The organism is Candidatus Skiveiella danica, from assembly GCF_022705245.1.
GTDB lineage: Bacteria > Pseudomonadota > Gammaproteobacteria > Burkholderiales > Burkholderiaceae_C > Skiveiella > Skiveiella danica.
This window is the reverse complement of sequence record NZ_JAKJEW010000129.1, coordinates 360-638: the sequence shown is the minus strand read 5'-3', so window position 1 is coordinate 638 and position 279 is coordinate 360. Positions and strand designations below refer to the sequence as shown.

The window sequence follows — 279 nt, the reverse complement described above, 5'->3', positions numbered from 1 at the left end:
ATCCGCAGCCGGACCAGCAAACACACCAGAGCCCAAGCAGGCGAGCGCACCGCCCAAACGCGCGGCCCACTACCTCTGGGCGGTGCTGATTGCCCGCATTTACGAGGTGTTTCCGCTTGTGTGCCCAAACTGTGGTGGGCTGATGCACATCATCGCCTTCATCGCGCACAGTGCGGATATCCGCCAAATCCTCGATCACATCGGGGTGGATGCAGAGCCGCCCCACATCACCCCGGCACGCGGGCCACCCCTGTGGGATGAATGTGATGCGCAGGCGGG

Annotated in this window: 1 pseudogene; it reads left to right on the top strand. The window is 63.8% G+C overall.

The features are described from left to right. A pseudogene (locus ACMUOY_RS20460) lies at positions 1–279 on the top strand (IS91 family transposase); the annotation flags it as partial.